The sequence below is a fragment of the Amycolatopsis thermalba genome (assembly GCF_003385215.1).
GTDB lineage: Bacteria > Actinomycetota > Actinomycetes > Mycobacteriales > Pseudonocardiaceae > Amycolatopsis_E > Amycolatopsis_E thermalba.
Map to the genome: position 1 here is coordinate 43,123 of NZ_PQHW01000013.1, position 22,753 is coordinate 65,875.

Annotated in this window: 26 protein-coding genes; 17 read left to right on the forward strand and 9 right to left on the reverse strand. The window is 72.0% G+C overall.

The window, feature by feature from the left end; translation table 11 throughout:
* Positions 1-5: 5 nt before the first annotated feature.
* The 3 genes from hemL to D0D15_RS08295 are packed head-to-tail and all read left to right on the forward strand — an operon-like array spanning position 6 to position 2,502.
* On the forward strand, positions 6-1,307 hold the full coding sequence (hemL, locus tag D0D15_RS08285; RefSeq protein ID WP_094003735.1) for a glutamate-1-semialdehyde 2,1-aminomutase: 1,302 nt from the start codon (positions 6-8) through the stop codon (positions 1,305-1,307).
* Positions 1,304-1,930 (forward strand): histidine phosphatase family protein, encoded by a 627-nt coding sequence (locus tag D0D15_RS08290; protein ID WP_094003736.1) that lies wholly within the window; start codon positions 1,304-1,306, stop codon positions 1,928-1,930. The genes hemL and D0D15_RS08290 overlap by 4 nt, the downstream gene beginning before the upstream one ends.
* Entirely contained in the window at positions 1,927-2,502 is a 576-nt protein-coding gene (locus tag D0D15_RS08295; RefSeq protein WP_094003737.1) for a TlpA family protein disulfide reductase, read from the forward strand. The genes D0D15_RS08290 and D0D15_RS08295 overlap by 4 nt, the downstream gene beginning before the upstream one ends.
* Here D0D15_RS08295 and D0D15_RS08300 read toward each other — a convergent pair.
* The gene (locus D0D15_RS08300) at positions 2,481-3,008 is read right to left on the reverse strand and encodes a hypothetical protein (RefSeq protein ID WP_094003738.1); all 528 of its coding nucleotides are present in this window, start codon (positions 3,006-3,008) and stop codon (positions 2,481-2,483) included. The genes D0D15_RS08295 and D0D15_RS08300 overlap by 22 nt on opposite strands.
* Positions 3,009-3,129: 121 nt before the next feature.
* On the opposite strand from D0D15_RS08300, the gene D0D15_RS08305 reads away from it, so the two are divergent.
* The 4 genes from D0D15_RS08305 to D0D15_RS08320 are packed head-to-tail and all read left to right on the forward strand — an operon-like array spanning position 3,130 to position 7,600.
* Entirely contained in the window at positions 3,130-3,903 is a 774-nt protein-coding gene (locus D0D15_RS08305) for a cytochrome c biogenesis CcdA family protein (RefSeq protein ID WP_094003739.1), read from the forward strand.
* Entirely contained in the window at positions 3,900-5,498 is a 1,599-nt protein-coding gene (gene resB, locus D0D15_RS08310; RefSeq protein WP_094003740.1) for a cytochrome c biogenesis protein ResB, read from the forward strand. The genes D0D15_RS08305 and resB overlap by 4 nt, the downstream gene beginning before the upstream one ends.
* A gap of 6 nt (positions 5,499-5,504) precedes the next feature.
* Positions 5,505-6,503 carry a c-type cytochrome biogenesis protein CcsB gene (ccsB, locus tag D0D15_RS08315; protein ID WP_094003741.1) on the forward strand — a complete coding sequence of 333 codons (999 nt, stop codon included), beginning with the start codon at positions 5,505-5,507 and terminating at the stop codon, positions 6,501-6,503.
* Positions 6,503-7,600 carry a MinD/ParA family ATP-binding protein gene (locus tag D0D15_RS08320; RefSeq protein WP_094003742.1) on the forward strand — a complete coding sequence of 366 codons (1,098 nt, stop codon included), beginning with the start codon at positions 6,503-6,505 and terminating at the stop codon, positions 7,598-7,600. The genes ccsB and D0D15_RS08320 overlap by 1 nt, the downstream gene beginning before the upstream one ends.
* 1 nt (position 7,601) lies before the next feature.
* Here D0D15_RS08320 and D0D15_RS36255 read toward each other — a convergent pair whose 3' ends face one another.
* On the reverse strand, positions 7,602-7,775 hold the full coding sequence (locus D0D15_RS36255) for a hypothetical protein (RefSeq protein ID WP_094003743.1): 174 nt from the start codon (positions 7,773-7,775) through the stop codon (positions 7,602-7,604).
* 128 nt (positions 7,776-7,903) lie between these two features.
* The gene (locus tag D0D15_RS08325) at positions 7,904-8,113 is read right to left on the reverse strand and encodes a BldC family transcriptional regulator (RefSeq protein WP_020417396.1); all 210 of its coding nucleotides are present in this window, start codon (positions 8,111-8,113) and stop codon (positions 7,904-7,906) included.
* Positions 8,114-8,325: 212 nt separating this feature from the next.
* Between D0D15_RS08325 and D0D15_RS08330 the strand changes: the two genes are divergently transcribed.
* Genes D0D15_RS08330 through cds1 form a run of 3 tightly spaced genes read left to right on the forward strand, consistent with a single transcriptional unit; the run spans position 8,326 to position 10,149 of the window.
* Entirely contained in the window at positions 8,326-8,799 is a 474-nt protein-coding gene (locus D0D15_RS08330) for an Lrp/AsnC family transcriptional regulator (protein WP_094003744.1), read from the forward strand.
* 11 nt (positions 8,800-8,810) lie between these two features.
* Positions 8,811-9,092 carry a DUF4229 domain-containing protein gene (locus D0D15_RS08335; protein ID WP_115944349.1) on the forward strand — a complete coding sequence of 94 codons (282 nt, stop codon included), beginning with the start codon at positions 8,811-8,813 and terminating at the stop codon, positions 9,090-9,092.
* Positions 9,076-10,149, forward strand: a complete 1,074-nt coding sequence (cds1, locus tag D0D15_RS08340) for an L-cysteine desulfhydrase Cds1 (RefSeq protein WP_094003745.1) — start codon at positions 9,076-9,078, stop codon at positions 10,147-10,149. Before D0D15_RS08335 ends, cds1 begins: the two co-directional genes overlap by 17 nt.
* Before the next feature lie 159 nt (positions 10,150-10,308).
* On the opposite strand, the gene D0D15_RS08345 is transcribed toward cds1, so the two are convergent.
* Genes D0D15_RS08345 through menE form a run of 3 tightly spaced genes read right to left on the reverse strand, consistent with a single transcriptional unit; the run spans position 10,309 to position 12,525 of the window.
* Complete coding sequence (locus tag D0D15_RS08345; protein ID WP_094003746.1) at positions 10,309-11,181, reverse strand: 1,4-dihydroxy-2-naphthoate polyprenyltransferase; 873 nt, start codon at positions 11,179-11,181, stop codon at positions 10,309-10,311.
* Between the two features lie 23 nt (positions 11,182-11,204).
* Positions 11,205-11,345, reverse strand: a complete 141-nt coding sequence (locus D0D15_RS36260) for a hypothetical protein (protein ID WP_167481475.1) — start codon at positions 11,343-11,345, stop codon at positions 11,205-11,207.
* 31 nt (positions 11,346-11,376) lie between these two features.
* Positions 11,377-12,525: an o-succinylbenzoate--CoA ligase gene (gene menE / locus D0D15_RS08350; RefSeq protein ID WP_094003747.1), complete on the reverse strand. Its 1,149-nt coding sequence runs from the start codon at positions 12,523-12,525 to the stop codon at positions 11,377-11,379.
* Between the two features lie 67 nt (positions 12,526-12,592).
* Here menE and D0D15_RS08355 point away from each other — a divergent pair, with 67 nt between their 5' ends.
* Positions 12,593-13,771, forward strand: a complete 1,179-nt coding sequence (locus tag D0D15_RS08355; protein ID WP_094003748.1) for a helix-turn-helix domain-containing protein — start codon at positions 12,593-12,595, stop codon at positions 13,769-13,771.
* Positions 13,772-13,961: 190 nt separating this feature from the next.
* Entirely contained in the window at positions 13,962-14,234 is a 273-nt protein-coding gene (locus D0D15_RS08360) for a GntR family transcriptional regulator (RefSeq protein WP_198958124.1), read from the forward strand.
* A gap of 25 nt (positions 14,235-14,259) precedes the next feature.
* Here D0D15_RS08360 and D0D15_RS08365 read toward each other — a convergent pair whose 3' ends face one another.
* Positions 14,260-15,183, reverse strand: a complete 924-nt coding sequence (locus tag D0D15_RS08365; protein ID WP_094003750.1) for a 1,4-dihydroxy-2-naphthoyl-CoA synthase — start codon at positions 15,181-15,183, stop codon at positions 14,260-14,262.
* A gap of 57 nt (positions 15,184-15,240) precedes the next feature.
* Between D0D15_RS08365 and menD the strand changes: the two genes are divergently transcribed.
* From menD to D0D15_RS08385, 3 genes are all read left to right on the forward strand, one after another.
* Entirely contained in the window at positions 15,241-16,905 is a 1,665-nt protein-coding gene (gene menD / locus D0D15_RS08370) for a 2-succinyl-5-enolpyruvyl-6-hydroxy-3-cyclohexene-1-carboxylic-acid synthase (protein ID WP_094003751.1), read from the forward strand.
* 254 nt (positions 16,906-17,159) lie between these two features.
* Positions 17,160-18,659, forward strand: coding sequence for a M1 family metallopeptidase (locus tag D0D15_RS08380; protein ID WP_167481476.1), 1,500 nt, complete (start codon positions 17,160-17,162; stop codon positions 18,657-18,659).
* A gap of 12 nt (positions 18,660-18,671) precedes the next feature.
* Complete coding sequence (locus tag D0D15_RS08385; protein WP_198958125.1) at positions 18,672-19,166, forward strand: DUF3592 domain-containing protein; 495 nt, start codon at positions 18,672-18,674, stop codon at positions 19,164-19,166.
* A gap of 1 nt (position 19,167) precedes the next feature.
* On the opposite strand, the gene D0D15_RS08390 is transcribed toward D0D15_RS08385, so the two are convergent.
* Positions 19,168-19,497: a zinc-ribbon domain-containing protein gene (locus D0D15_RS08390; RefSeq protein ID WP_094003755.1), complete on the reverse strand. Its 330-nt coding sequence runs from the start codon at positions 19,495-19,497 to the stop codon at positions 19,168-19,170.
* Positions 19,498-19,531: 34 nt separating this feature from the next.
* On the reverse strand, positions 19,532-20,377 hold the full coding sequence (locus tag D0D15_RS08395) for an inositol monophosphatase family protein (protein ID WP_094003756.1): 846 nt from the start codon (positions 20,375-20,377) through the stop codon (positions 19,532-19,534).
* A 142-nt stretch (positions 20,378-20,519) separates the two neighbouring features.
* Between D0D15_RS08395 and D0D15_RS08400 the strand changes: the two genes are divergently transcribed.
* Both D0D15_RS08400 and D0D15_RS08405 read left to right on the forward strand, forming a co-directional pair.
* The gene (locus D0D15_RS08400) at positions 20,520-21,641 is read left to right on the forward strand and encodes a glycosyltransferase family 4 protein (RefSeq protein ID WP_198958126.1); all 1,122 of its coding nucleotides are present in this window, start codon (positions 20,520-20,522) and stop codon (positions 21,639-21,641) included.
* 4 nt (positions 21,642-21,645) lie between these two features.
* The gene (locus D0D15_RS08405) at positions 21,646-22,752 is read left to right on the forward strand and encodes a glycosyltransferase (RefSeq protein WP_115944350.1); all 1,107 of its coding nucleotides are present in this window, start codon (positions 21,646-21,648) and stop codon (positions 22,750-22,752) included.
* Position 22,753: the final 1 nt, after the last annotated feature.

The following is a 22,753-nucleotide window of genomic DNA, read 5'->3' on the forward strand; positions in this document are numbered from 1 at the left end:
GGTCTGTGACGCAAGAAGTCGACAAGTCCAGGGCATGGTTCGACCGCGCCGCCGCGGTGACCCCCGGCGGCGTGAACTCCCCGGTGCGGGCGTTCAACTCGGTGGGCGGCACGCCGCGGTTCATGGTGCGCGGCGAGGGCCCGTACCTGTGGGACGCCGACGGCAACCGCTACGTGGACCTGGTGTCCTCCTGGGGGCCGATGATCCTCGGGCACGCGCACCCGGCGGTCGTCGAAGCCGCGCGGGAGGCCGCGAGCTCGGGCCTGTCGTTCGGCACGCCGACCATCGGTGAGGTCGAGCTGGCCGAGGAGATCATCGACCGGGTCGACCCGGTGCACCAGGTGCGGTTGGTCAACTCCGGCACCGAGGCGACGATGAGCGCGATCCGGCTGGCCCGCGGGTTCACCGGCCGCAGCAAGATCGTCAAGTTCGCCGGCTGCTACCACGGGCACGTCGACGCGCTGCTCGCCCAGGCCGGGTCCGGCGTCGCCACGCTCGGCCTGCCGACCTCGCCCGGCGTGACCGGCGCGCAGGCCGCGGACACGATCGTGCTGCCCTACAACGACATCGAGGCCGTGCGGCAGTCCTTCGCGGACAACCCGGACTCGATCGCCGCGATCATCACCGAGGCCGCCGCCGGCAACATGGGCGCCGTCGCGCCCGGCCCGGACTTCAACGCCCAGCTGCGCGACCTCGCGCACGAGCACGGCGCGCTGCTGATCATGGACGAGGTCATGACCGGTTTCCGGGTGTCCCGGTCCGGCTGGTTCGGCATCGAGGGCGTGCCCGGCGACCTCTACACGTTCGGCAAGGTCATGTCCGGCGGGCTGCCCGCCGCGGCGTTCGGCGGCCGCTCGGACGTGATGGCGCGGCTCGCGCCGACCGGCCCGGTCTACCAGGCCGGCACGCTGTCCGGGAACCCGGTCGCGGTGGCCGCCGGCCTGGCGGCCCTGCGCGCGGCCGACGACGAGGTGTACCGCTGCCTCGACGCCAACTCGCAGCGCCTGGGCGCGTTGTTCACCGAGGCCCTGAACAAGGCGGGCGTGCCGCACCACGTGGCCTACGCCGGGAACCTGCTCAGCGTGTTCTTCCGCGAGGAGCCGGTGCGCAACTACCACGACGCCACCAGCTCGGACACCTGGCGTTTCCCGCCGTTCTTCCACGCCCTGCTGGAGCGCGGCGTGTACGGCCCGCCGAGCGCGTACGAGGCGTGGTTCGTCAACTCCGTGATGGACGACGCGGCGTTCGAGGTCATCGAGGCCGCGCTGCCGGCGGCCGCCAAGGCCGCGGCGGAGGCGCGACAGTGACGACCATCGTGCACCTGCTGCGGCACGGGGAAGTGCACAACCCGGACGGGATCCTCTACGGTCGCCTCCCCGGCTTCCACCTGTCCGAGCGCGGCCGCCGCCAGGCGCTCACCGTCGCCGAGGCGGTCGCCGCCCACGACATCGCCTACGTCGTCTCCTCGCCGCTGCAGCGCGCGCAGGAGACGGCGGCGCCGATCGCCGCGGCCCACCGGCTCGACGTGCAGACCGACGAGCGGCTGATCGAGGCGGGCAACGCGTTCGAGGGGCAGAAGGTCGCTGTCGGCGACGGCGCGCTGCGCCAGCCGCGGCACTGGCCGAAGCTGCGCAACCCGTTCGTGCCGTCGTGGGGCGAGCCGTACGTGGAGATCGCGCACCGGATGCTCGGCGCGGTCCTGCGGGCCCGCTCGAAGGCCGAGGGGCACGAGGCGTTGTGCGTGTCGCACCAGCTGCCGATCTGGACGCTGCGCCGGTTCCTCGAGGCCAAGCCGCTGTGGCACGACCCGCGCCGCCGCCAGTGCTCGCTCGCGTCGCTGACCAGCCTGGTCTTCCAGGGCGAGGAGCTGGTGAAGATCGTCTACAGCGAACCGGCCGGCGCCACCGACCCGAAGGTGACCGGAGCATGAAGCGGATCCTCGCGGCCGTCCTGGCGAGCGTGTTCGTGCTCGCCGGGTGCAGCACGGGCAACGACGCGGTGTCGCAGGGCAGCAACTTCGAGTTCGTCGCGCCCGGCGGCAAGACCGACATCCTCTACGAGGGCGCCGACCGGCAGCCGATCCCGAACCTGTCCGGCGAGGACCTGATGACCGAGGGCAAGACCATCTCGGTCGCGGACTACGCCGGCAAGGTCGTGGTGATCAACATCTGGGGCCAGTGGTGCGCGCCGTGCCGCACCGAGGCGCCCGAGCTGGAGAAGCTCTACCTGGCGCACCAGGACAAGGGCGTGCAGGTCCTCGGCCTCGACGTCCGCGACGACGACCGCTCGGCGCCGCAGGACTTCGTGCGCAACCGGCAGCTGACCTACCCGTCCATCTACGACCCGCCGGGCCGCAGCCTGCTCCAGCTGTCCGGCTACCCGCGCAACGTCGTGCCGTCCACGATCATCCTGGACAAGCAGCAGCGGGTGGCCGCGGTCTACCTGCGGTCGATCCTGGCGAGCGACATCGAGCCGGTGGTTCAGCGGCTCGCCGCCGAGTAGCCGGAACGCAGGAAGACGCCGCAGGCCAGCGCGCCGCCGAACACCAGCAGCGCCGTGCCCACGACCGACGGCGGGTACGGCGTCGCGAGGTGGTGCGACACCCGCGCCCACTGGTGGATCGCCACGGCGGCGGCCGCGGCGGACAGCGTGAGGGCGGTCGCGCCGAGCGCCGCGCCCCACGGCCCGGCGTCGCGCAGGACGATCACCAGCACCGCGATCAGGCCGGCCACCTGGACCAGCGGCAGGTTCACCACCTCGGGCCGGGCCGGCAACCAGTCCAGCAGCAGCACCAGTCCGGCCGAGCCGAGCACACCGCCCGCGGCCGGCAGCACCCCCGTCGACCAGTGGAAGCGCAGCGCCAGCCACGGTGCCGCGGCGACGAGCGCGCAGCAGAGCAGGAACGCGTAGGAGGCGGGACGGCTCAGGTCGACGCGGGTGATTTCCCACACCAGCGGCGCCCCGGTCAGCACGGACAGCAACGCGTGGACACGCAGCGGAATCGTCATGGCCGAAAAGGTATGGTGCGGACCACGGGGCCGGCTTCGGTCGAAGGGCTCGCCGTCCTCGGCCGATCGGCCGACCCCATCCCGGTGAACTCACACCGAACTCACTGCTTACCCTCGAACCGTGAACTCCGTGACCGAGCTGGCGACCTCCGGGCCGCTGCTGCTCGCCGCCGGGGTCGCCCTGCTCGCGGGTGCCATCTCGTTCGCCTCGCCGTGCGTCGTCCCGCTCGTGCCGGGTTACCTCGCCTACCTCGCCGCGCTGGTCGGCGCCGACGCCCCGGCCGTGACCGCGGACGAGGACCGCAAGAAGGGCCGCTACGCGGTCGTCGGCGCGGCCGCCCTGTTCGTGCTCGGGTTCACCGTCGTGTTCGCCGCGGGGGTGGGCAGCCTGGTGTGGCTCGCCGACGCGCTGCTGGTCAACCAGGACCTGCTGCAGCGCGTCGGCGGCGTGGTCACCATCGCGATGGCCCTGGTCTTCCTCGGTCTCATCCCGGCGCTGCAGCGCGACGTCCGGTCGCACCGCGTGCCGCGCGGCGGTCTGCTCGGCGCGCCGCTGCTGGGCGCGGTGTTCGGGCTCGGCTGGACGCCGTGCATCGGCCCGACGCTGTCCGGCGTGCTCGCGCTGGCCGCGGGCACCGGCTCCAGCGGCGCCCGCGGGTTCCTGCTGGTCCTGGTCTACTGCCTCGGCCTGGGCCTGCCGTTCCTGCTCATCGCGTTCGGCGCGCGCTGGGCCGTGCGCGCCACCGACTGGCTGCGCCGCAACGGCCGCCGCGTCCAGATCTTCGGCGGCGTGCTGCTGCTCGTCGTCGGTGTCCTGCTGGTCACCGGCCTGTGGGGCGAGCTGGTCAGCTGGCTGCGGGACGCCTTCGTCACGGACACGGTGCTGCCGCTGTGACCGCCACCGAAGCGCCCCCGGACCCCAAGCCCTACCGCAACTCGCCCGCCCAGCGCGTGCTGGCGTTCCTGCGCAACACCTGGCGCGGGCTCACCGCGATGCGCACCGCGCTGATCCTGCTGTTCCTGCTCGCGCTCGCCGCGCTGCCCGGCGCCCTGCTGCCGCAGCGCACGCTCAACGCCCCGAAGACCGAGCAGTACATCGCCGACCACGGCTGGTGGGGCACGCTGCTGGACCGCCTGCAGTTCTTCGACGTCTACTCCAGCGTCTGGTTCTCGGCGATCTACCTGCTGCTGATGATCTCGCTGGTCGGCTGCCTGCTGCCGCGCAGCGTCGAGTACTTCCGGTCGATGCGCGCCAAGCCGGTGCTCACCCCGCGCAACCTGGCCCGGCTGCCGCACTTCGCCAAGGCCACCACCCCGCGCGACCCCGACGAGGTACTGGCCGCCGCTCGCGCCCGGCTCAAGGGCTGGCGCGCCGTCGAGCGCGCGGAGGACGACGGCGCCCGCACGATCAGCGCCGAGCGCGGCTACCTCCGCGAGACCGGCAACCTGGTCTTCCACTTCGGGATGCTCGGGCTGATCATCGCGTTCGCGCTGGGCAAGATGTACACCTACGAGGGCCAGGTGATCGTCCAGGCCAACGGGTCCCAGTTCTGCAACTCCGGGATCTACGCCTACGACTCGTTCACCCCCGGGCTGCGGGTCGACGGCACCGACCTCAACCCGTTCTGCGTCAAGGTGAACGACTTCACCGCCGAGTTCACCGAGGCCGGCCAGCCCATCCAGTACAGGTCGAACGTCCAGTACCAGGCGGGCGTGGACCTGGAGACCGGCACCTGGCGCGACTACCTGCTCGAGGTCAACTCGCCGCTGCGGCTGGCCGGCGACCGCGTCTACCTGCTCGGCAACGGCTACTCGCCGATCTTCACAGTCACCTGGCCGGACGGCACGACCCGCACGCAGGCGACGCAGTGGCGCCCGACCGACGGCACCGCGACGCTGAACGAGGGTGCGACCAAGTTCGACCCGCCCAACATCACCGACCCGTTCGAGCGGCGCACCAAGCAGCTCGCGATCACCGGCCTGTTCGCGCCGGACGGGCTGCTGCACGGCGGCGTGCTGACCGGCGGCGGGCCGGAGCTGACCAACCCGATGGTCGCGGTCGACGTGATGCGCGGCGACCTCGGCCTGGACTCCGGGCAGAGCCAGTCGATCTTCTCCATCGACCAGTCCATGGTGGACGACGGCCGCCTCACCCGGGTCGCCCGCTCGAACCTGAACGTCGGCCAGTCGGTCACCCTGGACGACGGCACCGTGGTGCGGTTCGACGGGGTGCAGCGCTTCGTGTCGCTGCAGATCTCGCACGACCCGACCCAGACGTACGTGCTGGGGTTCGCCGTCGTCATGTTCGTCGGCCTCGGGTTGTCGTTGCTGATCAAACGCCGGAGGCTGTGGGTGCGGGTCGCCCCGGGCGCCGAGGCCGGGACGGGTACCGTGGTCGAGGTGGGCGGGCTCGCCCGCACCGACCAGGCGGGCTACGGCGAGGAGTTCACCCGGATCGCGGACGAGCTGCTCACAGGCAAACGGAGGTAAGTGGCAATGCCGGGCGCTGCTGTTAATGAGACGTTGTCCCAGTACAGCGACTGGTCCTACACGACAGCGACGGCCATCTACGTACTGGCGCTGGTCTTCTTCCTCATCGAACAGTCCTTCGGCGCCAAGGGGCGCCGCGCGGCCGAGCGCACCCGGGAGCGGGCGCGTGAACTGGTCGGCGCCGGTGGTCCGGGCACCACCGAGACCGTCACCCCTCCGGCTGAAACTCCCGCGGACCGGGCCGCCCGTGGCCGCGCCGAGCGCATCGGCCGGATGGGTGCCGCGCTGACCGTCCTGGGCGTGCTGCTGCACCTGGCCGCGCTGATGCTGCGTGGTCTGGCGACGCACCGCGTGCCGTGGGGCAACATGTACGAATACATCATGGCGGTGACCTTCATCGCCGTGGTGACCTGGCTCGTGGTGATCCGCAAGTTCCCGGCCCGCCACCTGTCCGGCTTCCTGCTGCTGCCGGTGGTCATCCTGATGTTCGTCGGCGGCACGATGCTCTACACCGTGGCCGCGCCGGTCCAGCCCGCGCTGCAGTCGTACTGGCTGATCATCCACGTGTCCGCGGCGGCCGCGTCGTCCGGCATCTTCCTGGTGCCCGGCGTCGCCAGCATCCTCTACCTGATCCGCACCGCGCACGAGCGCAACCCGAAGCGCTTCGCCCGGTTCGGGTCGCGACTGCCCGCCGCCGACGTGCTCGACCGCATCGCCTACCGCACCACCGTGTTCGCGTTCCCGCTGTTCACCTTCGGTGTGCTGTGCGGCGCCGTGTGGGCCGAGGCCGCGTGGGGCCGGTTCTGGGGCTGGGACCCGAAGGAGACCACCGCGTTCATCGCGTGGGTCGTCTACGCCGCCTACCTGCACTCGCGGGCCACGGCGGGCTGGCGCGGCACCCGCGCCGCGGTCATCAACACCCTCGGATTCGCGGTGACGGTGTTCAACCTGTTCTTCGTCAACCTCGTCACCACGGGCCTGCATTCCTACGCCGGGGTCGGCTGATGACCGAGCCGCGCGAACCCGAGTCCTACTTCTCCGACGAACGAACCGACTCCACCTCGCACCCGGCTCCTCCACCGCCGCGGCACCAGCAGCCCGGCTACGACCCGAACCTGCCCCCGCTGCACCAGCAGTACGGGCAGCCGCAGTACCCGTACCCGCCGTTGCCGCAGCCGTCCCGGCCGCGTCACGCCGCGCCCGAGCGCCCCGTGCGGCCGCCGAAGCGCGTGCCCCAGTCGGGCTGGCGCAAGGCGGTCTACCTGGCCTCCGGCAAGCTGATCAACCCGGGGGAGAGCCCGCTGGAGCAGCGGCAGCGTGAGCTGGTCGCGCGGGTGAACCAGCCGCTGCGCGGGTGCTTCCGGATCGCGATGCTGAGCCTCAAGGGCGGCGTCGGCAAGACCACGATCACCACCACGCTCGGCTCGACGTTCGCCGCGCTGCGCGGCGACCGGGTGATCGCGGTGGACGCGAACCCGGACCGCGGCACGCTGTCGCAGAAGATCCCGATCGAGACCACGGCGACGGTGCGCCACCTGCTGCGGGACGCGGACAAGATCACCCGCTACAGCGATGTCCGCGCCTACACCTCACAGGGGTCGAGCCGGCTGGAGATCCTCGCCAGCGAGCAGGACCCGGCGGTGTCGGAGGCGTTCTCCGAAAGCGACTACCTGCGCACGGTCAACCTGCTGGAGCACTTCTACAACATCGTGCTCACCGACTGCGGCACCGGCCTGATGCACTCGGCGATGAAGGGCGTGCTGGACGCGGCCGACGCGCTGGTGGTGGTGTCGTCCGGGTCGGTGGACGGATCGCGCAGCGCGTCGGCGACCCTGGACTGGTTGGATGCCCACGGCTACGGTGACCTGGTGAAACGGTCGGTGACCGTGATCAACTCGGTGCGCCCGAAGGCCGGTTCGGTGGACTTGGACAAGCTGGCCGCGCACTTCGCGGCCCGGACCAGGGCGGTGTGCCGGATCCCGTTCGACCCGCACCTGGAAGAGGGTGCGGAGATCGAGCTGGAGCGCCTGACGCCGGAGACGCGCATGGCGCTGCTGGAGCTGGCGGCCACCATGGCGGACGCCTTCCCCGGTAAACGCTAGGTCAGTCGTCCTCGGACTTCGGCGGCTTCCGCTCGCCGAGCTTGCGCAGGAACTCGGGGTCGTCGTCCGGCGCGACGGTCGCCCGCGAGGACACCCCGACGTGCTCGGGGCCGAAGGCCCGCCACAACAGGACAGCGATGGTGAGCGCGCCGATCGCTGCGAGCAGGTAGATCATCCCCGCTCCCTTCCGAGTGCGTTGGCGGAACTGCTGTACCGAGGGTAACCCCTCCGGCGTGAGTTCCGGATGACGCGCCCGGGCCCCGCGGGTCCGGCTGGGCCGGTCCGCGGGGTTTCGCCACGTGGTCAGACGCGAGCCGGCTCGTTCGCGTCCGTGGTGAGCTCGGCCAGCAGGGCGTTGACCTCGGACTCCCGGAACCGCCGGTGCCCACCGGGGGTGCGGATCGAGCCGATGCGGCCCGCGGTCGCCCACCGGGTCACGGTCTTCGGGTCCACCCGGAACAACGCGGCGACTTCGCCGGGCGTCAGCAGGCGCCCTCCCGTGCTAGCGGTCATTTTCCGCCTCCTTCACGACCAAACTGCTAAACCGGAGGTCGAAGCCCCGGTTCGATCAACACGGCAATCGTGGCATCTCACCCGTCAGGTACTCGAACGGTTGTCAATAAGTAAAGGGGTAGTAATGGACAAAACGCCCAGCTCGTGTGCGTGGAGCAACAGCGCAGGCAGCGGTCGCGGGCGTTCGGTAAAGGCCGCCTAGGCTGGCTTCCGTGGATGCCCTGGACCGCAAGATCATCGCCGCGTTGCGCATGAACGGCCGTGCCACCTACGCGGAGCTGGGCAGAACCGTCGGGCTGTCCGCGTCCTCGGTGCACGAGCGCGTCGGCAAGCTCGAAGCCGCCGGCGTGATCACCGGCTACCACGCGACGGTCAACCCGAGCACCGTCGGACTGGGCGTGACCGCGCTGGTCGGCATCCAGCCCACCGACACCGCCGACGACAACGACGTGGCCGAGGAGCTGGGCAAACTGCCCGAGGTGGAGAGCTGCTACGCGGTCGCCGGGGACGAGGCGTTCGTGGTGAAGGTCCGGGTGCCGACGGTCGACGAGCTGGAGCACACGCTGGGCAGGCTGCGGCGGATCGGCGGGGTGGCGCGCACGCGGACCACGGTGGTGCTGTCCACGCGGTTCGAGGGGCGGCCGAACAACACGGTGCTCGAAGATCCGCCCGTGACCGGCGCGTAGGCTCCTCAGACGTGAGCGAGACCCGTACTCATCTGGGCCGTGACCTGACGCTTTACCTGCTCGCGCGGTTCGGGCTGATCGTCGTCGTGGCGGCTGTGCTCGTCCTGGTGAAGGTGCCGCTGCTGGTCGCCGTCGCCGACGGCGTGGTGGTCGGCCTGCCGGTCGGGCTGCTGGTGTTCCGCAAGCTGAACGCGCGGGTGACCGCGGGCCTGGCGGCGCGCAACGAGCACCGGGCGCGGGAGCGGGCGAAGCTGCGGGCCCAGCTGAGGGGCGAGGATGCCGCCGACGAATAGGGCGTGGGTGCGCGAAGCGATCCGCCTCATCGAGGCCGACGCCAACCGCAGCGCCGACACGCACCTGCACTGCTTCCCGCTGCCGCCCGAATGGGGCGTGGACCTGTACCTGAAGGACGAGTCGGTGCACCCGACCGGCTCGCTCAAGCACCGGCTGGCCCGGTCGCTGCTGCTGTACGCGCTGGTCAACGGCCAGATCGGGCCGGACACCACGTTGATCGAGGCGTCCAGCGGCTCGACCGCGGTGTCCGAGGCGTACTTCGCGCGGATGCTCGGGCTGGACTTCGTGACGGTGGTGCCGCGCAAGACCAGCCGGGAGAAGATCGAGCTGATCGAGTTCTACGGCGGCCGGTGCCACTTCGTGGACGTCCCGTCCGCGATGTACAGCGAGGCCGAGCGGCTGGCCGCGGAGTGCGGCGGGCACTACCTCGATCAGTTCACCTACGCCGAGCGGGCCACGGACTGGCGCGGCAACAACAACATCGCGGAGTCGGTGTTCGCCCAGATGCGCGCCGAACGGCACCCGGTCCCGTCGTGGATCGTGGTCGGGGCGGGCACGGGCGGCACGAGCGCGACGTTCGGCCGGTACGTGCGCTACCGGCGGCACACCACGAAGATCGCGGTGGCCGACCCGGAGAACTCGTCGTTCTACGGCGCGTGGGAAACGGGCGCCCTGGACTACGCCACGGGGATGCCGTCACGCATCGAAGGCATCGGACGGCCGCGGGTGGAGCCGAGTTTCGTGCCGACGGTCATCGACCACATGATCCAGGTCCCGGACGCGGCGTCGATGGCGGCGATCAGGTTGTTGCGGGAGCGCACCGGACACTGGGCGGGCGGCTCGACGGGCACGGCGCTGTACGCGGCGTTCGAGATCATCGCGGGCATGCTCGAGGCGGGCCAGGTGGGCAGCGTGGTAACCCTCATCTGCGATGGCGGGGAGCGCTACGCACACACCTACTACAACGACGAGTGGATCGCCGAGCAAGGCTTCGACCTGGCCCCGCACACGGCGCGGATGGAGACCTTCCTGGCCAGCGGCAAGTGGACCAACTGACCGCAGAACTCGCCCACAGGAGCGCAGAACTCGCCCACAGGAGCGTGGGACTCGCGTGCGGCCGCGAGTCCCACGCTCATGGCCGCGAGTCCCACGTTCAGGGGCGCGAGTTCTGCGTTCAGGGGCGTGAGTTCCACGCTTGGGCGTGGCGCTGGGCGGCTAGGAGAGTCCCAGCCCCAGGGCGGTCAGCACCGACCACGCCAGCATCGCCAGTCCGGTGTCCTTCAGCACCGGGATCAGCCCCGGCCCCGTGCCCCCACTGATGATCGCCCGCACCGGGGTCCGCAGCAGCGGCGCCGTCACCAGCGCGATCAGCGGCCACGGGTGCCCGATCGCCAGCAACACCGTCACCACGTACGGCACCGCGATCAGCGTCAGGTAGAACCGCCGCGTCCCGGCGTCGCCCAGGCGGACGGCGAGCGTCACCTTCCCGGCCACCTTGTCGGTCGGGATGTCGCGCAGGTTGTTCGCCACCAGCACGGCCATCGAGAAGCACCCGACCGCCACCGCGGCCCCCAGCGCCTCCCAGCTGATCCGCCCGGCCTGCACGTACACCGTCCCCAGCACGGCGGCCAGGCCGAAGAAGATGAACACCGCGACCTCGCCGAGGCCCGCGTACCCGTAGGGCTTGCGGCCGCCGGTGTAGAACCAGGCGCCGAGGATGCACGCGGCGCCCATCGCGAGCAACCACCACCGCCCGGTGACCGCCACCAGCACCAGCCCGAGCACCCCGGCCACGCCGAAGCTGGTCAGCGCGGCGGTCAGCACGAGTTTCGGCGCCGCGGCACCGGAGCCGACCAGGCGGAGCGGCCCGACCCGGTCGGTGTCCGTGCCGCGGATGCCGTCGGAGTAGTCGTTGGCGAAGTTGACGCCGATGATCAGCGCGAGCGCCACGAGGAGCGCGAGCAGCGATTGCCACCAGGTGAACGCCCCCAGCTGGATCGTCGCCCCCACGCCCGCCACCACCGGGGCCACCGCGTTCGGCAGCGTCCGCGGCCGGGCCCCCTCGATCCACTCCGTCACAGTCGCCATGACTGCATTCTGGTCGAGCGCGTCTACTCCCCGGCGACCGGTACGGACCAGGTGAGGGTGCCGGAGTCGGGCAGCGGCGGAGCGGCCGCGGCGGTGCCGGACACCGCGAGGACGGTGAATGCGGCTCCGACGGCCGCGACCAGGAGACGTTTCAGCGAGATCATTGGCTAACTGAAAGACGGTCCGCGCCCGATGTCAACCAACCGGGGGAAAAATCTGCTGCGCGACCGCTGTCCGGTCGATTTTGCCCGGCCCGCGCAGTGGGAGTGTGGTAACGAATTCGACCCGTTTCGGCACGGCCGCGGCACCCGCGGACGCCCGCACCGCCGCCCGCAGCTCGTCCACGCTCGGCGCCGCACCCTCGGCCACGACCGCGGCCGCCACGATCTGGCCCCACTCGGCGTCCGGCAGCCCGACGACACAGGTTTCCCGCACCCCGGGCAGGGCCGTGATCAGGCGTTCCACCGCAGCCGCGGACACCTTGACCCCGCCGGTGTTGATCACGTCGTCGAGGCGGCCGAGGACCTCCAGGCGCCCGTCGCGCAGCTGCCCGCGGTCCCCGGTGCGGAACCAGCGCCCGTCGAACGCGTCGGCGGTGAGGTCGGGCCGCAGCCGGTAGCCGTGGGTCAGGACCGGCCCGGCGATGAGGATCCGCCCGTCGCCGGCGATCCGCACGTCGACCCCGTCAAGCGGGACGCCGTCGTAGACGCAGCCGCTCGCGGTCTCGCTCATCCCGTACGACGGGACGATCCGCACCCCGGCCTCGGCGGCGCGGGCGCGCAGGGCCGGGGTGGTCGCGGCGGCGCCGAGGATGATCGCATCGAACGCCTTGGCCGCGTCCAGGCCGGGGCCGCCGGCGTCGAGCAGGCGGGTCAGCTGGGTCGGCACCATGGCGGTGTAGCGCGGCCCGTCCCCCGCGAGCACCGGCCGCGCGGCCTCGGCGAAACGCTCCGCGCGGAACGGCCCGGGCGGCAGCACGGCGAACGGCTGCCCGGCGAGCATGGACCGGACCAGCACCTGCAGGCCGCCGATGTAGTTCGCCGGGGTCGCGAGCAGCCAGCGCCCCGGACCGCCCAGCCGCCGGTGCGTCGCCTCCGCGGAGGCCCGCAGCGCCCCGGCGGACAGCAGCACGCCCTTCGGTTCGCCGGTGGACCCGGAGGTCGCGATGATCACCGCGGTGCCCGGCTCCACCGGCTCGTCCGGCCGCATAGCCGCCAGCAACCCGGCGGCCTTGGGGTCGCTGCCGTCCAGCGGCAGCACCGCTTCGCCCCCGTCGAGCGCCGCGGCCACGGCCCCGGCCAGCTCGTCGACCGACTCCGGACCCCGCAGCCAGACCTCACGCACGATTCCCGAGCCTAGACGCCGCTATCCTGGAACCGGCCAGGCCCGCGATCTCGCGAAGAGGGGTGCGATGTCCTCGGCGATCGGTTCGGCGTTGCGGCGGATTCGTCATGCCCGGGGAAAGTCTCTGGCTGTGGTCGCCGGGCTCGCCGGGATTTCCCCGTCGTACCTGTCCCGACTCGAATCAGGGGACCGGGCGCTCGACCGCCGATCCCTGATCGTGGCTCTGGCCGACGCGCTCGACGTGGCGCCGAGCGACATCACCGGATCATCACTCGCCACGCCCGGTTCCGCCGAAGACGATCAAGCCCTGGCCGAGGTCCGCCGTGCGTTGCTGAGCGTCGACATGGGGGAGCCGCGGGGTGAGGTCCAGCCCGTCGAGTCGCTGCGCACGCGCGTTGCCGGACTCCTGAACCTGATGAACGACGCTCAGCAGGGCCTCGCAGGTGAGGTCATGCCACCGTTGATCCGCGACCTGCACACGACGCTGAACGCCCGCCGCGACGAGCGCGCGGTGTTGCGCATGCTGACCCTCGTGCACATGCAGGGAACCCAGGCCTGGCTGGCCGCGGTCGGGGCGCCGATGGACCTCGCGTGGCAGGCGAGCCGGATGGCTCGACAGGCGGCGGAGAGGCTCGACGAGCCGGTCGCGCTCGGTGTTGCCGCTTATGGAACCTCGATGGGATTGCTGGCCGCCGGTTGCTTCGATCTCGCCTCCGGCGCCCTCGGGTCGCTGGAGTTGTCGATGGGCGACCTGGAGCAACTGCAGCTGGCCGGCTCACTGGCCCTGGCCGCCTCGCTCGTCGCGGCGGCGCGAAACGACCCGGCCGAGCGGGCGGCTGCTCTCGAGCACGCCGCGGACCTCGCCGGCCGCACCGGCGAAACGAACGTCATGGGGTTCGGTTTCGGGCCCTCGAACGTCGGGGTCTGGCGGATGCAGGGCGCGCTGGAGGCCGGCGAGTACGCCGAAGCTGCGAGAATCGCCGAGTCGATCGATCCGGCCGCTCTCACCGTGACAGCACGACAGGCCGTCTACTGGAGAGATCGAGGGCGCGCGCTGGCGCGGTTCCCGAAACGCCGGGATGACGCGGTACGGATGATCCGCCGCGCGGAGCTGATCTCGCCTGAGCACATCCACCGGCACCCAGTCACGATCTCGGTGATCGGTGAACTGCTCACGAAGACGAAGGACGATGCCATCGGCCGGGAGCTGCGCGGTATCGCCTACCGGGCCGGCCTGCCTGTTTAGCCCGTCCAGGTGATTGTCAGGCAGGCAAGCTCCTGCTGCCGCTGACAACGATGCTCGTGATCATGAGCATTAGGAAGCACTCGCCCTTGTTCCGGTTCGGCCTCCGGCGGCGATGGTGCCGCGCTACCCGCCGTCGGCGTGTTGTCATGAACCAGGCGAACGGCTGGCCACCGGTGCTGGGACCTCGGCGGTGAACGTGAACGCGGACGTGTTCGTACGGACGGACCCGCGGGTGTTCGCCTATCAGGCATACGCGAGCTACCTGCGGCGACAGATCCTGGCCTGCATTTGGCCGTACAACGCGGTGCTGCCGAACGAACGGGCCATGGCTCTGCAGTCGGGGTTGTCGGTGGGCACAGTCCGACGCGCCCTTGGCGTCCTGCGGGAGGAAGGACTGGTGGTCACGATCACTGGGAAGGGCACGTTCGTCAACCACCGGCGGCGCGCCGAGGAGGCTCCGTGACGAAGCCTCCTCGCGCACGCTCACCTCAGTAGTAATAGGGGAACGCCGACCAGTCGGGGTCCCGCTTCTCCAGGAACGCGTCCCGGCCCTCGACCGCCTCGTCCTGCATGTAGGCCAGACGGGTGGTTTCGCCGGCGAAGACCTGCTGCCCGACCAGCCCGTCGTCGATCAGGTTGAACGCGTACTTCAGCATCCGCTGCGCCGTCGGCGACTTGCCGAGGATCTCCCAGCCCCACCGCAGCGCCTCGGCCTCCAGCTCGGCGTGCGGGACGACCGCGTTGACCGCGCCCATCCGGTGCATCTGCTCGGCGTCGTACTCCCGGCCGAGGAAGAAGATCTCCCGCGCGAACTTCTGCCCCACCTCGCGCGCCAGGTAGGCCGACCCGAACCCGCCGTCGAACGACCCCACGTCCGCGTCGGTCTGCTTGAACCGCGCGTGCTCGGCCGAGGCGAGGGTGAGATCGCACACCACGTGCAGCGAGTGCCCACCACCGGCGGCCCAGCCCGGCACGACCGCGATCACCACCTTCGGCATGAACCTGATCAGCCGCTGGACCTCGAGGATGTGCAGGCGGCCGGCCCGCGCGGGGTCGACCGTGTCGGAGGTCTCGCCACTCGCGTACTGATAGCCGGACCGACCGCGAATACGCTGGTCACCACCGGAACAGAACGCCCACCCACCGTCCTTCGGCGAGGGACCGTTCCCCGTCAGGAGGACGCAGCCGACATCTGAGCTCATCCGCGCGTGGTCGAGAGCGCGGTACAGCTCGTCGACGGTGTGCGGGCGGAAGGCGTTGCGAACCTCGGGGCGGTCGAACGCGACGCGCACGACGCGTTTGCCGGAGCGGGCCTCGACGGAACGGTGATAGGTGATGTCGGTGAAACCGAAACCCTCGATTTCGGTCCAGGCGGACGGGTCGAACAGCTCGGAAACCTGGGCGTCATGCACGTTTGGGAGAATAGGCCGTGTGACTGTGGTGACGGGTGACACGCCGGGCGGTGCCCGGTGAATCCGTCGACCGCGCAGGCCAAGGTCATCGTGGACGAACTCGTCCGCAACACCGTCTCCCACGTGGTGCTCTGCCCGGGCTCGCGCAACGCGCCGCTGTCGCTGGCGCTGCACGCCGCGGCCGCCGCGGGACGCCTCCAGCTGCACGTCCGCATCGACGAGCGGGGCGCCGGTTTCCTCGCCCTCGGCATCGCGGCGCGCACCGGGCGCCCGGTCGCCGTGGTGTGCACCAGCGGCACCGCGGCGGCGAACTTCCACCCCGCGGTCCTGGAGGCCGACCGGGCCGGGGTGCCGCTGATCGTGCTGACCGCCGACCGCCCGCCGGAGCTGCGGGCCGCGGGCGCGAACCAGGTCATCGAGCAGCAGCGGCTCTACGGCGGCGCGGTCCGCTACTTCGACGAGCTGGCCGTCGCCGAGCGGCGCGGCGGGCAGAACGCGTACTGGCGCAGCCAGATCTGCCGGGCCTGGAACGCGGCCTACGGCGAGTGGCGCTGCGGCCCGGTGCACCTGAACGTCCCGTTCCGCGAGCCGCTGGTGCCCGACGGCGACGACGAGTGGTACGAGTCGCTGGAGGGCCGCCCCGGCGGGGAGCGCTGGACCGAGCTGCCGGACTTCGGCGCGTTGCCGTCGTTCGTGGTGCCCTCGGCCCGGTGCGGCCTGGTCATCGCGTGCGACAGCGGGGTGCGGGCCGCCGGGGAGTGGGGTGAGCAGCACGGCTGGCCGGTGATCTCGGAGACCGGCGGCCTCGGGCTGCTCGGGTCGTCGGCGATCTCGTCCGGCGTGTGGCTGCTCGGCGCGGAGGAGTTCATCCGGCGGCACAAGCCGGAGCAGGTGCTGTGTCTGGGGCGGCCGACGGTGTTCCGGCAGATCCAGCAGCTGCTGTCGGACGCCGAGGTCGAGGTGCTGCTGGTGCGCCCGGACTCGGACTGGCCCGCGCCCGCGCACAACGTGCGGCAGGTCGGGCAGTGGTTCGACTCGCCGACCAAGCCGGCCGATCCGGACTGGCTGGCCGCGTGGCAGCGGGCCGATGCGCTGGCGAACGAGGCCGTCGGCCGGGCGTTGCGGCGCGAGCAGTGGCCGAGCGGGCTGCGGCTGGCGTCCGAGCTGGTGGACGCCCTGCCGCCGGACGCGCTGCTGGTGGTCGGCTCGTCGAACCCGGCGCGGGACGTGGCGCTGGCCGGCCGGATGCGGCCGGACATCCTGGTGCACCGCAACCGCGGGGTGGCGGGCATCGACGGCACGGTGTCGACGGCGATCGGCGCGGCGTCGGTGCACCGCGGGCACTCCTACGCGCTGCTCGGCGACCTGACGTTCCTGCACGACGTCAACGGCCTGCTGGCCGGTCCGGCGGACACCCGGCCGGACCTGACGATCGTGGTCCTCAACGACGACGGCGGCGGGATCTTCTCGCTGCTGGAGCAGGGCGCGCCCGAGCACCGGGACGCGTTCGAGCACGTGTTCGGCACCCCGCACGGCGCGGACCTGTCGGCGCTGTGCGCGGGGTTCGGCATCCCGCACGTGCGCGCCGGCACGATCGAGGAGTTCCGCGAGGCCGTGCGCCCGGCGCCCGGCCTGCGGGTGGTCGAGGTGCAGGTGGACCGCACCCGCCACCGCGACCTGCACGCGCGCATCCGCGGCGCGGTGTCGACAGCGCTGGCCTGAGCCCGCGTGCCGGAGCTGGCCGGGGCGCCCACCTCGGCGCCCCGGAGCGCGGAACTCGCCGTCCGGAGCGTGGGACTCGCCGTCGGGAGCGTGGGACTCGCCGTCGGGAGCGTGGGACTCGCCGTCGGGAGCGTGGGACTCGCCGTCGGGAGCGTGGGACTCGCCGTCGGGAGCGTGGGACTCGCCGCTCTCAGTTAGCGGGAACCTTCTTTCGGCCGTATCCGGTGGGAAGTTTTCCCGCTAGCGTCCGGCTCATGCGTCTGCGAACTCGCGCCGGCCTGGGGGCCGTGACCACCGGAATCGCGATCGTGCTCCTCGCGTCGACCGCCACCGCCGCGCCCGCTCCCGGAGCTCCCGGCGCCGGGGACCCCTACTACCCCTACGCCGGCAACGGCGGCTACGACGTCGCGCACTACGACATCCGCCTCACCTACCAGCCGGCCACCGACCAGCTCTCCGGCACCACGACGATCCTGGCGACCACCACGCAGGAGCTGTCCAGCTTCGACCTGGACTTCGGGCTCCGGGTCCGCGAGATCCGGGTCGGCAACCGGCCGGCCGCCTTCCGGACCGTCCGGGACGGCGAACTGGAGGTCACCCCGGCCAAGCCGCTGGCGAAGAACCAGCCGGTCACGATCGTCGTCACCTACGCCGACACGCCGTCGAAGGTCGTCATCGACGGCTACACCGCCTGGAAGAAGACCCCGGACGGCGCGCTCGCGGTCGACGAGCCGCAGAACTCCCAGTGGTGGTACCCGGCCAGCGACCACCCCACCGACAAGGCGACCTACGACGTCTCGGTCGAGGTGCCGGACGACGTCGCCGCCCTGTCCAACGGCACCCTCGTCCGCACCACCAAGCAGCGGGCCGGCTGGACGCGCTGGAACTGGCGCAGCGCCCAGCCGCAGAACACCTACGCGACCACCCTGGAAGTCGGGAGGTTCGAGCTCAACCAGGGCACCACGCCGAGCGGGCAGCCGTTCGTCACCGCCTACGACCCGGCCACCGGCGACTCGCTGGGCGCCGCGAAGGCCAGCGTCGAGCGCACCCCGGAGATCGTCGAGTTCCTGGCGAGTCAGTTCGGCGAGTACCCGTTCGAGGCCCAGGGCGGCGTCGTCAGCACCGGCCTGACCTTCGCGCTGGAGGCCCAGACCCGCCCCGTCTACAGCACCAAGTTCTTCGTCGCCGGCGCCAACACGTCGGTCGTCGCGCACGAGAACGCCCACCAGTGGTTCGGTGACTCGGTCTCGCTGGGCCGCTGGAGCGACATCTGGCTCAACGAGGGCTTCGCCAGCTACGCCGAGTACCTGTGGTCGGAGCACCAGGGCGAGGGCACCGCGGCCGAGCTCGCCCAGTACGTCTACGACTCCTACCCGGCCGACGACCCGTTCTGGCAGGTCCTGCCCGGCGACCCGGGCGCGGCCAACCAGTTCGACGACGCCGTCTACGACCGCGGCGCGCTGGCTGTCCAGGCTCTGCGCACGGCCGTCGGCGACGACGCGTTCTTCACGATCCTGCGCACCTGGACCGCCCGGCACCGGGGCGACGACGCCCGCATCAGCGATTTCGTCGCGCTGGCCGAGCAGGTCTCCGGCAAGCCGCTGCGGCAGCTGTTCCAGACCTGGCTGTTCACCGCGGGCAAGCCGGCCACCGGCCCGAACGGCACGACCACCCTGCGCGCTGCCGCCGAGCCGAAGTCGTACCCGGCCATCCAGCGGACCCACCGGCTGCTGGCGGCCGGGGACAGCCGTTAACCCGCACCTTCTATGCTCGGACGAGTGACGGCGAGAACTCTGTGGTGGCTGAAGGTCGGCCGTCGCTGCGTGCTCGCCGTCGCCGCCGTGATCACCGTGCTGTGCGTGGGGCTGCTGCTCGCCGCGATCCGCAACGACCAGGCGATCACCGGCAACCTGGGCACGGCGACGGCCGAGGTCGACGCGGTGACCTGGGACCGCACGATCATCCGGTTCGAGACGCCGGACGGCATCGTGCACATTCCGTCCAACGGCGTGCTCTACCCGAGCGGGCTGGTGGCGGGCGACCTGGTGCGCATCGAGTACGACGCGACCGACCCGGACCTGGCCCGGGTCGCCGGCCGCACCGCGACCCTGACGCTGCTGCCGCTGGGCACCACGATCCTGGTCACCTGGGCGGCCGCCGTGGCGGTGGCGTGGCTGATCCGCCAGCGCCTGCGCCGCGCGGTGCCGGCCCAACCGGAGGTCGCCGCCGTGGACGACGACACCCCGGTCAAGTCCGGCTGACTCAGAAGTTCTGGCGCGGCGGCTGGATCTGCTGCTGCGGGTAGCCCGCGGGCGGCATGGCCTGCTGCTGCGGGAACGCGGCCTGCGCCGGCGCCTGCGGCTGCATGGCCTGGACCTGCTGCGCCTCCTCCTTGGTCAGCTTGTTGGTCATGCCGCAGAAGGTGCACACCGTGAAGTACTTCGAGCTGATCGGGAACATCGGGATGAAGAACAGCGTGAACTTCGTGACGGCGCGGCGCAGCGCGTGGGCGCTGGGGTTCTGGCAGTTCCCGCACAGGTAGGTCGCGGTGGCCAGCTCCTGGACGCTCTTGCGCCAGCCGTAGATCAGCATGTCGTGTTCTCCCGGGTCCGTGATCTCGTCCGGACTAGGACGCGCGGATCTCCCGTTCGGTTTCCTGCCACCACGACAGGACTTCCTCGGCGACGCTGGGCGCGGCGACGAGCAGGCCGTCGGTGGGCAGCGGGCTGTCCGAGCCGCGCCGGTCGAGCACCACGGCGCCGGCCTCGATGGCCAGCGCGACCGAGCCGGCGACGTCCCATTCGTGGTAGCTGTGCAGCACCGCGGCGATGGCGTGCCCGAGCGCGACCTGCGCGATCGACAACGCGGCCGAGCCGAGCACCCGCACCCCGGCGCGTGCCTCGGCGGCGCGTTCGATGAACGACCCCATGCCCGGCCAGGGCCCCTTGCGGGCCAGTTCGGTGCACACGATCGACCCGGCGATGCGGTCCCGGTCGACCAGCCGGACCGGCTTGCCGTTGGCGCGCGTGCCTCGGCCGCGGGCGGCGGCGTAGATCTGGGCGCGGTAGGGGTCGGCGACCACGCCGACGACCGGCCCGGACGCGTCGACCAGCGCGAGGCTGTAGGCGCACCAGGGCACCCCGGCGACGTAGTTGGCGGTGCCGTCGACCGGGTCGACCACCCAGCGGTAGGCCGCCGAGTCCGCGCCGGTGTCGGCGCCGAACTCGCCACCGACGACCGGGATGCCGGGGAACTCCGCGGTCAGCACGCGGCGGGTGTGCCGCTCCAGGATGCGATCGGTGTCGGTGACCCAGTCGAACGGCGAGTCCGCGATGTCGGGGTGGGCGCCCCGGCCCGCGGTCGCGGTGATCACGTCGGTGGCGTCGTTGGCCAGCCGCCCGGCGACCTCGAGCGCTCGCGACAGCAAGCCCGGTTCGACCGGGTGGGGTGGGCGGGCGGAGAGGAGGGTCACGCCAGCCGAGTGTGGCGGCACCAAGTGTCCGGGACGCGACACCCAGGTGAAGCGGAGAAAGCTTCGTGAAGTTCGGGCACCGTTGGTTCCCTCGTCACGCGGGCTTTTCCGCCCGAACCGGACCGGCTGCCACGGTGGCATCGTGCGCGTCGCCATCGTCACCGAAAGCTTCCTTCCGCAGGTGAACGGCGTGACCAACTCCGTGCTGCGGGTCATCGAGCACCTCACCGGCACCGGCCACGACGTGATGGTGGTCGCGCCCGGCCTCACCGGGCCCACGCACTACCGGGGCGCGCCGGTGGTGCGGATCCCCGCGCTGGACCTGCCGGTGGTCAACTCGCTGCCGATCGGCCTGCCCACCCGTACGGTGCTGACCGCGCTCACCGCGTTCGGGCCGGACGTGGTGCACCTGGCCTCGCCGTTCGTGGTCGGCGCGCGTGGGCTGGCCGCGGCCCGGCGCCTGCGGGTGCCCGCGATCGCGGTGTTCCAGACCGACATCGCCGGGTTCGCCACCGCGTACGGGCTCGGCCTGGGCGCGCGGGCGGCGTGGCGGTGGGTGCGGCGGCTGCACTCGAAGGCCGACCGGACGCTGGCGCCGTCCACCCAGTCCGTGGACGACCTGCGCGCGCACGGCGTGCCCCGCGTGCACCGCTGGGGCCGGGGCGTGGACGTCGAGCGCTTCTCGCCCGCGCACGCCGACGCGGAGCTGCGCGCCCGGCTCGCGCCCGACGGCGAGCTGCTGGTGGGGTTCGTCGGGCGGCTGGCGCCGGAGAAAGAGGTCGGCAGGCTCGCCGCGCTGGCCGGCGTGGACGGCGTGCGGCTGGTGGTCGTCGGCGACGGGCCGGACCGCGAGGAGCTGGCCGAACGCCTGCCCGGCGCCGCTTTCCTCGGCGCCCGCTACGGCGAGGAGCTGTCCGCGGCCTACGCGAGCCTCGACGTGTTCGTCCACACCGGACCGCACGAGACGTTCTGCCAGGCGGTGCAGGAGGCGATGGCCTCCGGGCTGCCGGTGCTGGCGCCGGACGCGGGCGGTCCGCGCGACCTGGTCCTGCCCGGCCGCACCGGCTACCTGCTGCCGCCGGACCCGGCCGGGTTCGCCGAGGAACTGGTGCGGCGCGTGCGTGACCTGCGTGACCCGGCGCTGCGCGAGCGGCTGGGAACCAAGGCCCGCAAGGTTGTGCTGGGCCGGACCTGGCCGGCGGTGTGCGCGGAGCTGGTGCGGCACTACGAGGTGGTCACCGGCCGCGTCGCGCGAGCCGCCTGATGCCATGCACATCGTCCAGCTGGCGAACTTCTACGGGCCGCGCTCCGGTGGTCTGCGCACCGCGCTGCACCACCTGGGCGCCGGGTACGTGGCGAGTGGTCACCGCGTGACGCTGGTCGTGCCGGGACCCCGGCACGCCGAGGAGCAGCTGTCCACGGGCGTGCGCCGGATCAGCCTGCCCGCGCCGAAGATCCCCGGCACCGGCGGATACCGAGCGGTCGACCCGTACCGGGTGCGCGCGTTGCTGTCGGCGCTGCGCCCGGACCGGTTGGAGGTGTCGGACCGGCTGACCCTGCGCGGGATGGGGGTGTGGGCGCACCAGCACGACGTGCCCAGCGTGGTGATCTCGCACGAGCGGCTGGACCGGCTGCTGGAGCAGTTCCTCGTGCCCGGACCGCTGGCCCGCCGGGTCGCCGACGCCGCCAACCGGCGGATGGCGGGCAACTACGACACGGTCGTCTGCACCACGTCGTTCGCGCGCGAGGAGTTCGACCGGATCGGCGTCGCCAACGTCCGGCAGGTCCCGCTGGGCGTCGATCTGGCCGCCTTCCAGCCGCGGTACCACGACGCCGGGCTGCGTGCCGAGCTGGCCTCCGGCGCCGACGCGTTGCTTGTCCACTGTGGACGGCTGTCGCCGGAGAAGCACGTCGAGCGCAGTGTGGACACCGTCGCCGAGCTGACCGAGTCCGGCGACCGGGTGCGGCTGGTGATCGCCGGGGACGGGCCGCGGCGGCGGGCGCTGCTGCTGCGGGCGCGCGGGCTGCCGGTCACGTTCCTCGGGTTCGTGTCCGACCGGACCGCGGTGGCGCGGCTGCTGGCCAGCGCGGACGTCTCGCTCGCCCCCGGCCCGCACGAGACGTTCGGGCTCGCGGCACTGGAGGCGCTGGCGTCGGGGACGCCGGTGGTGGTGTCGCGGTCCTCGGCGCTGCGGGAGATCGTCCGGCCCGGCTGCGGGGCCGCGGTGCCGGACGTGCCGCGGGCCTTCGCGAGCGCCGTGACCGGCCTGCTGGAGCACCCGGAGGACCTGCGACGTGCGGCTTCCCGCGCCCGGGCGGAGGAGTTCGCCTGGCCCGCGAGCGTGCGCGGCATGTTATCTGCTTTACGCTCCTGAC

Excerpts from the sequence above, each read along its gene's own strand:
- D0D15_RS08390 (WP_094003755.1), bottom strand. The coding sequence starts at position 19,497 with ATGCTGATCTACGGCTGGCGCAAGAGCGTCCAGGAGCTGGCCACCGCG.
- D0D15_RS08355 (WP_094003748.1), top strand. The coding sequence starts at position 12,593 with ATGTCCTCGGCGATCGGTTCGGCGTTGCGGCGGATTCGTCATGCCCGG.
- D0D15_RS08380 (WP_167481476.1), top strand. The coding sequence starts at position 17,160 with ATGCGTCTGCGAACTCGCGCCGGCCTGGGGGCCGTGACCACCGGAATC.
- D0D15_RS08405 (WP_115944350.1), top strand. The coding sequence starts at position 21,646 with ATGCACATCGTCCAGCTGGCGAACTTCTACGGGCCGCGCTCCGGTGGT.
- D0D15_RS08320 (WP_094003742.1), top strand. The coding sequence starts at position 6,503 with ATGACCGAGCCGCGCGAACCCGAGTCCTACTTCTCCGACGAACGAACC.
- D0D15_RS08385 (WP_198958125.1), top strand. The coding sequence starts at position 18,672 with ATGCTCGGACGAGTGACGGCGAGAACTCTGTGGTGGCTGAAGGTCGGC.
- D0D15_RS08345 (WP_094003746.1), bottom strand. The coding sequence starts at position 11,181 with ATGGCGACTGTGACGGAGTGGATCGAGGGGGCCCGGCCGCGGACGCTG.
- D0D15_RS08325 (WP_020417396.1), bottom strand. The coding sequence starts at position 8,113 with ATGACCGCTAGCACGGGAGGGCGCCTGCTGACGCCCGGCGAAGTCGCC.
- ccsB (WP_094003741.1), top strand. The coding sequence starts at position 5,505 with ATGCCGGGCGCTGCTGTTAATGAGACGTTGTCCCAGTACAGCGACTGG.
- D0D15_RS08300 (WP_094003738.1), bottom strand. The coding sequence starts at position 3,008 with ATGACGATTCCGCTGCGTGTCCACGCGTTGCTGTCCGTGCTGACCGGG.
- D0D15_RS08295 (WP_094003737.1), top strand. The coding sequence starts at position 1,927 with ATGAAGCGGATCCTCGCGGCCGTCCTGGCGAGCGTGTTCGTGCTCGCC.
- D0D15_RS36260 (WP_167481475.1), bottom strand. The coding sequence starts at position 11,345 with ATGATCTCGCTGAAACGTCTCCTGGTCGCGGCCGTCGGAGCCGCATTC.
- D0D15_RS36255 (WP_094003743.1), bottom strand. The coding sequence starts at position 7,775 with ATGATCTACCTGCTCGCAGCGATCGGCGCGCTCACCATCGCTGTCCTG.
- cds1 (WP_094003745.1), top strand. The coding sequence starts at position 9,076 with ATGCCGCCGACGAATAGGGCGTGGGTGCGCGAAGCGATCCGCCTCATC.